A 639-nucleotide genomic window follows, 5' to 3' on the forward strand; every position below is an offset into this window, starting at 1 on the left:
GGAAATCAGCGCGACAACCCGACGCCTCGGCACTTGCCCTGGGTCCAGCAGACCACCCCGTTCACCTGTGGCCCGGCCTGCCTGCTAATGGCCCTGGCCGCACTGAAACAACAAACGCCCACGACCACAGAAGAACTGTTGCTGTGGCGCGAAGCCACCACCATTTTCATGACCGCAGGCCATGGCGGCTGCCACCCGCTGGGGCTGGCGTTGGCCGCCCGGCAGCGTGGGCTCAACGCCCGCGTCTGGTGTAACCAGACTGGCCCCCTGTTTGTGGACTCAGTGCGCGACAGCGACAAGAAAGCGGTGATTACCACGGTACACGACCACTTTGTTAGCGAATGTGCACGGCAAAAAGTGCCTGTTTGCTACGAAGATTTCGGCGCCGATGAGGTAGACAAGGCCATTGCCGCCGGCAGCATTGTCCTGGTGCTGATCAGCACCTGGCGGCTGGACGGACGCAAGGCTCCACACTGGGTTGCCATCAGCGGCAGCGACGGAGAATGCTTCTACATTCATGACCCGGACCCCGGCGAAGACCAAGTGCCTATGGACTGCCAGCATGTGCCCATCACGCGGAAAAAATTTGATCAGATGCGACAATACGGGCAGGCAAAGCTGCGCACGGCGGTGATCTTG

At 61.0% G+C, this 639-nt stretch carries 1 protein-coding gene; it reads left to right on the forward strand.

The window, feature by feature from the left end; all coding sequences use genetic code 11:
- Positions 1 to 639, forward strand: a 639-nt coding sequence (locus A3754_RS00280) for a peptidase C39 family protein (RefSeq protein WP_197468332.1), incomplete at both ends; no start/stop codon positions are given.

The organism is Alcanivorax sp. HI0083, from assembly GCF_001635175.1.